This is a genomic window from Microcoleus sp. K1-B1 (assembly GCF_036704705.1).
In the GTDB taxonomy this organism is placed as follows: Bacteria; Cyanobacteriota; Cyanobacteriia; order Cyanobacteriales; family Microcoleaceae; genus Microcoleus.
In genome coordinates this window covers 18,791-28,346 of sequence record NZ_JAUBSH010000004.1, presented here as the reverse complement: position 1 = coordinate 28,346, position 9,556 = coordinate 18,791, and the positions used below count along the sequence as shown (strand labels likewise).

Annotated in this window: 6 protein-coding genes; 3 read left to right on the top strand and 3 right to left on the bottom strand. The window is 45.8% G+C overall.

From position 1 onward, the window contains the following. Positions 1-244: 244 nt before the first annotated feature. Together QUA83_RS02175 and QUA83_RS02170 are read right to left on the bottom strand one after the other, a co-directional pair. Positions 245-1,519, bottom strand: a complete 1,275-nt coding sequence (locus QUA83_RS02175) for an alpha/beta hydrolase (protein ID WP_333291146.1) — start codon at positions 1,517-1,519, stop codon at positions 245-247. A gap of 151 nt (positions 1,520-1,670) precedes the next feature. After that, entirely contained in the window at positions 1,671-2,507 is an 837-nt protein-coding gene (locus tag QUA83_RS02170) for a GIY-YIG nuclease family protein (RefSeq protein WP_333291144.1), read from the bottom strand. Positions 2,508-2,743: 236 nt separating this feature from the next. On the opposite strand from QUA83_RS02170, the gene QUA83_RS02165 reads away from it, so the two are divergent. Then, positions 2,744-4,522, top strand: coding sequence for an SWIM zinc finger family protein (locus tag QUA83_RS02165; RefSeq protein ID WP_333291143.1), 1,779 nt, complete (start codon positions 2,744-2,746; stop codon positions 4,520-4,522). Between the two features lie 248 nt (positions 4,523-4,770). On the opposite strand, the gene QUA83_RS02160 is transcribed toward QUA83_RS02165, so the two are convergent. Next, positions 4,771-5,373 (bottom strand): 2OG-Fe(II) oxygenase, encoded by a 603-nt coding sequence (locus QUA83_RS02160; RefSeq protein ID WP_333291141.1) that lies wholly within the window; start codon positions 5,371-5,373, stop codon positions 4,771-4,773. Positions 5,374-6,016: 643 nt separating this feature from the next. On the opposite strand from QUA83_RS02160, the gene QUA83_RS02155 reads away from it, so the two are divergent. Further along, on the top strand, positions 6,017-6,376 hold the full coding sequence (locus QUA83_RS02155; protein ID WP_333160123.1) for a group 1 truncated hemoglobin: 360 nt from the start codon (positions 6,017-6,019) through the stop codon (positions 6,374-6,376). Positions 6,377-7,054: 678 nt separating this feature from the next. Further along, a complete protein-coding gene (locus QUA83_RS02150; RefSeq protein WP_333291139.1) occupies positions 7,055-9,391 on the top strand; it encodes a glycoside hydrolase family 31 protein in 2,337 nt (778 codons plus the stop codon). Positions 9,392-9,556: the final 165 nt, after the last annotated feature.

Genomic DNA, 9,556 nt, shown 5'->3' with positions numbered 1-9,556 from the left:
GGGGCATGGGGCATGGGGCATGGGGCATGGGGCATGGGGCATGGGGCATGGGGCATGGGGCATGGGGCATGGGGCATGGGGCATACTTCACCACGCGATCGAACCGCTATATAATAAATAAAGTCTTGCAACTCTTCTAAAAGTTGGTGCGACAATTTGCCGTAGAAATCTTTACGAGATTTGGGAACTTATTAAACTGTTATAGCCGCAGTTTATTGAGCCTAAATGAGTAAGTTGATAATTTTTATTTAACTCCTTGGTAATCCGAAGACTTTAGAGCATGAGCCAAAAAGCGTTCTGTGTAGTACAAAGCTAATTGATTGCTCGGCCCATTAAAAACTGCATCAAAAGCGTGTTCAGCCCAAGGAATTTCGAGCAAAATAGCCCGTGAAGCGAAGCTATCCCGTAGGGAATCGCCGGTGGCTCGCAATCGTTGGTAGAGCGATCGACCAAACTTGGGCTGAACGATATGGTCGCGACCTGCATAAACCAGTAGAGAAGGGGGAAGATTCGGTTTAATATAATTGATGGGAGAAGCCCGACGGTAAAGCTCGTTGAGTTCGTCTGGAGTTCCTCCCAGAAAGGCGCGCAAGACGGCTCGAACATTTATGGCATCAGGAAAAGGTGGGTCATTGTATCCCCGAATCAGGTCATTTGGCCCGTAATAGTTGACCACTGCTCGAACTGGAAGCACACTAGAATCATAAGCAGTTAGCATTGCTAAATGGGCACCTGCAGACCTTCCCATCAAAGCAATGCGATCGAGATCAATTTCCCAATCAGCAGCATGAGTTTTGATATAGGAAAGAGCGGCTTGTACGTCGTCAAGCTGAGCAGGAAATTGATACTTGGGAGCGTGGCGGTAAGCAATTGCAACCACACAATAGCCTTGGGCGGCCATGTAGCGGCTGAATTCCTCATTGGAATCGGGATTGCCTCTTTGCCAAGCTCCCCCATAGAGTGTGATAATCGCTGGATATTTGCCAATTTCCATCGGCCGATAAAGGTTTAGTTGCAGTGAAACTCCGTCAGGGTTGGCAAATCCAATAGCCCGATCGATCCTAACCTCTCTGAGGGGAATTCCTCGGAACGCATCTGCGAGGATAAACGGTTGAGGGCGTAGCTGCGCGCGATCGGCTTGAGGAACGGCTGCTAAATAATTTTCCCCTAAAACTGCTTGCATTTGGGTAGCTATCGCTGCATTGGCTGCTGGGAACTGAATCAGGGGAAGCAGGCCTAGGATTAGGGCGAACAGGTTACAAATCAGTAAAATAATGTAGACTTTGCCTTGATGCCGTCTGAGCAGGTTCAGCAGAAGGGCGATCGTATTGATACCAACCAACCAAGGACTGATTTCTGGTGCTCCCACCGCCAAAGGGTACAGGAACATCGCGGGTGCTGGTATGATGACCCAGAGACTGAGAAATAGGGCGATCGCACTCAGGAACCAAGAAATAAATGGCGAGACTAAGAACGCTGCTAATAAGGGTAACTTTTTGCGGTTCTTCTTGTGGATCATCGGATTTTCGCAGCCTAATTTTTAATCAGTTTAAATTAATCTGGCGGTTTTTATTGGTAAGGCGATCGCCTGTGGCATTTTACCAAACCAGCAGCTTCATTGACTCCGACATCCTGGGTCGATCGAAAATGCTTTTCATCATTGGGTGGCTTTACAAGTTAACCCAAAGCAGGGGAACTGGATCGCTTCTGAAACAACATAATCCAGAGAATTCATAATTACTATTTTTTTGGGCCTCCGCAAACACCTCTTCTGTGATTGCACGAAAATTTACTCCCGCTAGTTTGGTCACTTGAGTTTTTTCTTTATAGTTCCCATAAAAATCTGTAGGGGTGATATGAATGACAACACCATTACAGGCAAATTCCCAGTGGTTGTTGTATGACCGATGTTGCCGGGCCATTGTTCGCTGCGCTCTACTACCTGGACGAAAAGTTTCTCCAGCGAATAAATTGAATTTACTATATCTATGACGCTTAAATTTTAGGCTCGTATTTGTGTTTTGGTTTTGTTTGATGTAGTCTTTGATCTTAGCTGCTGTTCCCTGAGAAGACAAATTTTGCCAATCATATTTGAGATGGACTTTGAGGAGAGTGTCAGGAGCTTTAGGTTCCATACCGAAAATAATTAGCCGTCTTGAAAAGTTTTTTAGAAAATCTCTTAACACAATTTCTGATGGGATGACAGCAGGTGTTTCAACTTCTGTATTGTTCAGCAAAGGCTGGAATATTTTAATTAAGCCTTTTTCTGCTTCACCCAAGTTTTCTTCATTCCATGCTTGCCAAGCCAGTCTAACAGGAAACTCTTGGTCAATTTCTTCTAACTTATGGATGCGGTGATGATTTCTCCATCTTGCCACCACATTCTTAGCTTTCCCTATATAAAGAACTCTATTATTTGCATCTATCGCAAAATATATAGCTGCACATTCAGGTAACTGCTTGCGTTCAGATAAAGGAATTGAGGGTAACTCCAAAGGATTAAGCATACTGGAATTTTGATGATTCTTAGCTAAGCACTAATTATAAATTAATAATAAACTATTGCCAATATTTTTTGTGTCGAGTGCTACTCGTTTTCCTTTGTAAGGAACCTTCTCAGTGCTTGCTTTACAGATTTTTGAAATTTATGGAAACCTCTAATCGGGACACAATTAAATTGTAGACTAAGTGTATTTCTCAGGTAAAATCGAGTCTAATCCTTTAATTGCTGAGGCATAGTCTCATGGTTATTCCCAAACTCACTAAAGCGACGATCGAGCTTCACACCTCTGCCCAATCCCTCAAGCGGGGTGAAGCTTACTATTTAGCGGGCAATGTTACTAGGGCAGTCCGGCGTGGCAATATGGTGCAAGCAGTAGTGGAGGGTTCCGAAGTAGAACCCTACCGTGTTACCCTGCCCTTTGATGATGCTGGATTAGCATCTACATTATTCTGCACTTGTCCTTACGATAACGGTGGGTGGTGTAAACACATTGTTGCGACGTTGTTATTGTGTCTGCGGCAACCAGAAATAATTGAGCATGGCTCGACACTGGAACAATTGCTCGATCGCCTCAACGATGTACAAACCCAGCAATTAATACAGCATTTAGTAAAAAAAGAACCATCACTCATTGATGCGATCGAACAATACATTAACTTAAGTGCTATTCCTGCACCTTCAAACCAACCTACCAAAGCACCGCGCCACACCTCCATCGATCCTGCTCCCTTTCGATATCAAGTACGACGAATTTTGCGAGAGGCTGTGAGGTATTTGGAGGATGGATGGGAGGAAGACCCGATTACAGAAGAACTTTTAGATGTAATTCAGCGAGCCCAGGAATTCAGCGCACAGGGGGATGGCAACAACGCTTTAGTAATTTTAGAAGCCATCACCACAGCCTGCGTTGAAGATTGGGATGATGTAGAAGAATATGGCGCTGAAAATTCTGAGGTAGCTAACGCTTTGGATGAAGCTTGGACAGAAGCCATTTTGACGGCTCAACTAACTGCTGAAGAAGAGATCGATTTTCAGGTGATGTTAGAAGCTTGGCAAGATGAATGGGATTGTGATTTCAGCATGAGCTTGGAAGCTTTACGCCAAGGTTGGGACGACCCCCTAATCCAACAGGTACTTGAAGGCAATATTACTGGGCAAGGAGTTTGGGCTGGTGACGCACCAAACTGTGCTCACGACTTAGCATTGATTCGCTTGCAAATCCTCGATCGCCAGGAACGCGATCGAGAATACTTATACTTAGCCCAAGCAGAAGGTTGTACTCAACAATACTTGACGATGTTAACTCGTTTGGGGAGAGTAGAAGAAGCAGTGGAAGCTGCTGCTACCCAGATGCAATCAGCGGAAGAGGCTTTGGCTCTCGTTCAAACTTTAAAGCAACAGGGAGCCTTAGAACAAGCTCTGAAAATTTGCCAAGCTGGGTTAAATTTGTCAGGTCATTGCCATTACCAACTGGCAACATCGATGAGTGAGTTGGCTGTTGAGTTGGGCGAAGACGAACTTGCATTAAATGCTAGAATCCAGATATTTAAAATCAAACCGTCTTTTAGCGATTATAGTTTAGTGAAGGAGTTAGCAAAAGATAGTTGGTCAACTTTGAAAGCCGATTTGTTAGCAACTCTGAAAAGTAATGAAAGTTGGAATTTTACTGACGCGAAGGTTGATATTTTTCTGGATGAGGGAATGATTGAAGATGCGATCGCCCTTGCTGATGGCTTGGGTTATTACCACTCAGCACTGATTCACCGAGTAATGGGGGCTGCTATCAGCCACAGCCCCGATTGGGTAATCGCCAATGCTTGTGGGCGTGCTGCATCGATTATGGATCAAGGAAAATCAAGCGAGTACAATCTTGCGATTAAGTGGTTGGAAAAAGCCCGCGCTGCCTATTTACACACTGGGCAAAATCTTCAGTGGTCTGCTTATCGTTCTCAACTGATGCAAGTACACAGTCGGAAGCGGAAGTTGATGGAAATGCTCAAAAGTCCCGGTTTAGATTGAGCATTAAGTTTACCGCAAACCCATAATCTCCCAGCACATAAGGAATGAGAATTAAATAACTTCCACAAGTTTGTGGGATGGGCGGGACGCCCGTCCAAAAAGGACGGGCGTCCCGCCCATCCCACAATAACAATTAAAATTATAAGTTATTTAATTCGCGATCCTAAGTTGGCGGTGATTGAATGCTTGATGCAAGCGGCTGGTTAAGCTTGTCCTGAATTTATCACCCTCCCAGGATCGAATAAACCTTACTTAATTTTTGCTTTCGCGGCCCTAGATTCCACTGTGAATCCTGGAATATCTTGCAGTTCTGTTTCGCTCAAACTGTACTGTTCGCAAACCAAACTCAAACGAGTTCCGCTACTTTTAACAGCGTTGACAGAGTGAGTCAAATCTCCTTGAAAATAGATTAGCGAGTTGGCTTGTGGCTTAATCTGCCCGACTTGCTGTTTGTTGCGCCGCAGTATTAACTCTCCTCCTTGCAAGTTCGGCGGCACTTGCACGTACAAAACGCTGACGGCTGCGGGAGGTTCGACTGTTTTGCAGTACGATCGCAAAGATCGATCGATATGCGGATCGACGCGGGAACCTTCACCCAGCAACAAAGGGTTGAGGTAAAAAGCATTGCATTCAGGCTGTAATGCTTGGTCTAGATAGGGTTTGAACAAGGGGAACCGCCGTTCTACTTCGGCGATTTCCGCACGTTGAAACACCACGGAAAACCCTTTTGTGCCAATGAAATCGCGATTGAGGTTGTTGATTGCTAGATAAGGGGAGGCTAGAATTGCTCCTCGCAAGTCGTTGAGGTAGTCGATCGAGAAAGCGTTAGGATGTTGGCTATAGTATTTCAAGGCACTCAAAAATCATCAAAGTTTAAGGAAACAGCAGATAGAAATGCAGCAATCGCTCATACTTGGGATTGCTTCGTTTCTCGCGGAGGACATAATAATCTTGATTTCAGTCCGCGTACTTAAGTCAAAGGTTTTTTTAACTGCGGGCGATCGCCCGGAAGTGTCGCAACCGACTAGCAACTGCCAAATATTACTATACAGGCGATCGTTCTGGTGAGAAGATTATATTTGCGATTCGATTATACATGATGCTGCTGGGCAGCCTATCGCCTATTGATGTTAACTTGTAGAATTGCAGGGGCGATCGCGGAAATTGTGATCGCATCCGGCCTCTGTTTTATCAGCGATTTCTTGAGTTTGCTAGCTTTAAAACTGATGGGTGTTGGCGCTGTATAAGAAACATCTTGCTAAAACCAGCAATCCGTGCATTAGGTCAAAATGCTGGGAGGGCGCGTGGCAATATCTAACTGGCGATAGAAGGTTAATCAAGTTTACAATGATATAATGTGGTCTTAAAAATACCAGCAGTCGCAACAGTTACTAAGTAATTATTTCAGATTAAATTAACATTTCCCAGTAAAAAAAGCAAAAGTGCCAGCTATAATTAAAGAGTAAGTGAAAAAAAATAACTCGCTGAAACGATATGGCAACAACATTGTACGAAAAAATGGGTGGAGAGCCAGCCATTAAAGAGATGGTGGATGATTTTTACCGCGATGTTTTGGCTGACGAGATAGTGAGCCATTTCTTCGATCATACAGACATGGAAAAGCAGCGCCGCCATCAAACTGCTTTTATCTCTTATGCCCTTGGCGGCCCCAAGCAATACTCAGGCCGTTCAATGGAGAAAGCACACGCAGGTTTGAATTTACAGCCTGAACACTTTGATGCAATTGTGAAGCATTTGACAGATGCAATAGTTGCCCACGGCGCGTCCCAAGAGGATCTCGATGAAGCGCTAGGTAAGATCGCGACTTTGAAAGAGGCTGTTTTGTACAAGTAAGATCGAGTGAATGCAACTGCCTTTTTGCAGCCAATATAATATTGAGAAAAGTGGAGATTTCGTAATTGTGAAGCGAAAACTCCACTTTGTTTTTTTCCGGATATAATTAACCGCAAAGAGGCGAAGAAAGAGAAGAGAATAGGTCACAATTAAGGCGAAGATGGCTAAAGTTATTTAACTGGTATCCCGTATGAGTTATGGGAAGCAATGGCGCGATAGATATATAGCAATCTTTGCATCATTTGTGAATTTCTTACTTTCTCCCCAGGGGTTTGGTGAGGGTTGGCGTGGGTACAAAATTTACGACTTCTGCAAGGATTGCTATAGTAGCGAATTTAAGTTATTTCTGACATCTCGCACCGTTATTAAGAACAGGCAAGATGCCTGTTCCACAAAGACTAAATTTTCTTGTGGAACAGGCATCTTGCCTGTTCATAAAGTCTGATTGAAAAGGGTGCAAGGTGTCAGTTATTTTTGACTGGGTTTATTGATACCTGTTTCATTTTTTATAGTAGCTTATTCTGCTAGCCACGGTAGGGCTGAAGTATATTTTACCGCATTTGTTAATTGAGTTGAAATGCTGAGAAGTTATATTCATCCTTTAGCTAGATGACGGCAGTTAACTGCGGCTTGCACGATCGGTTTACCAATTGCCAATTACCAATTACCAAATCGTATATGCCGCAATACTTCGGAAAACTGCAAAAAACGGAACAGCCTTGGTCAACAATCGGTTCGGTAGAATCCATAAATAAAACCGATCGCACAATTCACTTTAATTGCGGCGAAACTTCCCTAAACATCAGCATCCTCGCACCGAATTTAATCCGAGTACGAATGTCCCCGACAGGTGACTTCAAAAGCCGATCGCACTCAATAACAGTCCCTGACGAAGAGTGGGAAATTATACCATTTGAAGTACGAGAAACAGACGAAAAAATAGAAATTGAAACATCACAAATATTGATTTCCGTAAAGCGAGATCGCACTTCCATCGGATGCTTTGACAAATCGGGAAAACCCTTTGCTAGCGACTGCGATCGCAGTATGGGATGGCGCACAGGCGCAACCGCAGGCTGGAAACGCATCGAAGCAGACGAACACTTCTACGGTTTTGGCCAACGCACCGGCTTTCTCGACAAACTCTCCGAAGTCAAGACAAACTGGACAATAGACGCCCTTGACTACAATTCCCTCAGCGATGAAATGTACCAGGCGATCCCATTTTACATCGCCCTGAATCCCGATCGCGCTTACGGCATTTTCTTCAACACGACATTTTGGAGTCAATTCGACATCGGCGCCCAACAACCGGGAGTTTTGCGGATGGAAACCAGAGGCCCCGAACTCGATTACTACATCATTTACGGCCCGGAACCCGCCCAAATTCTCGCCACCTACACGCAGTTAACCGGTCGGATGCCACTTCCGCCAAAATGGGCGCTGGGATACCACCAATGCCGCTGGAGCTACGACTCCGAGGACGTTGTGCGGGAGTTGGCAAAGCAATTTCGCGATCGGGCGATTCCCTGCGATGTCATCCACCTCGACATCGACTATATGAACGGCTACCGCGTTTTTACCTGGAGCCCGAAGCGTTTCCCCGATCCCGCGAAACTGATCGCAGACTTGACAGCAGCCGGTTTTAAGGTTGTCACGATTGTCGATCCCGGTGTCAAGTATGAACCGGAAGGGGATTATGAAGTATTCGATCAGGGTGTGGAAAATGACTATTTCGTCCGCACCGCAGAGGGAAGGCTATTCCACGGTTACGTTTGGCCCGAAAAAGCGGTGTTTCCCGACTTCCTGCGGCCAGAGGTGCGCGAGTGGTGGGGCGCATTGCACAAAAACCTTACAGATATGGGCGTTGCGGGGATTTGGAACGACATGAACGAACCTTCGATCGCAGAACGGCCTTTTGGCGACGGCCACGAACACATCTGGTTTCCGATGGATGCACCGCAAGGCCCGGAATCGGAGGGCGCCACCCACGCGGAAACGCACAATTTGTATGGTTTAATGATGGCGAAAGCTTGTGCACAGGGCTTGCAAAAAGTGCGATCAAACGAGCGATCTTTTGTGCTGACGCGATCGGGTTTTGCGGGCATTCAGCGTTACTCGTCGGTATGGATGGGCGACAATCAATCGCTGTGGGATCATTTAGAAATGTCGATGCCGATGCTTTGCAATATGGGGCTTTCCGGCGTGGCGTTTGTCGGTTGCGACATCGGCGGTTTTGCGGAGAATGCAACGGCTGAACTGTTCGCGCGGTGGATGCAGGTGGGGATGCTGTATCCCTTGATGCGCGGTCATTCGGCCATTAGTACGGCGCAGCACGAACCGTGGGTTTTTGGCGATCGCACTGAGAAGATTTGCCGCGAATACATGAATTTGCGCTATCAGTTGTTGCCTTACATTTACACGTTGTTTTGGGAAGCAGCGACGACGGGAACACCGATTTTGCGACCGCTACTATATCAATTTCCGCGCGATCGTACAACTTATCACCTTTACGATCAAGTATTGCTCGGCCCGTCGCTGATGGCTGCACCTGTTTACCGCCCCGGAGTTGAGCATCGCGCCGTGTATTTGCCGGAGGGGACTTGGTACGATTGGTGGACGGGCGAATGCTATCAGGGCCCGACGCACATTTTGGCTTATGCACCTTTGGAGACAATGCCGCTTTACGTGCGGGGTGGGGGCATAATTGCGATCGCACCTGTGAGGCAGTTTGTCAGCGAAGAACCGCTTGAGTCATTAAAAATGCGAATTTGGCCCGGAAGCGGTGAATGGACGCTTTATGAGGACGATGGACATAGTTTTGAACATGAAAAAGGTGTCTGGGCTACGACTAATTACAAGGTGTATTTGGAAGGGGAAAAAATCATCGTTGAAATTGCCGCGCGCGAGGGTCAATTTTTGATATCAGAACGCGAAGTTATTGTGGAAGTTGTTGGCGTTGGCGAACAGCGATTTACAGATGACGGTACGGTGCGGCGTTTGACATTTGGATAGTTTTGGCATAAAGCGGTTTATGCTATGGTGGGATTGATTCAGGGCGATCGCTCGATCTGGTAGAGTTTGAGATGGAAAGGGCGATCGTCTGTGATTCCTTTGTGGCTAGATAAAATTCATTTCTAGGGTAGCAAAGATGTTAACGGGTTAGAGAAATCCCAAAAA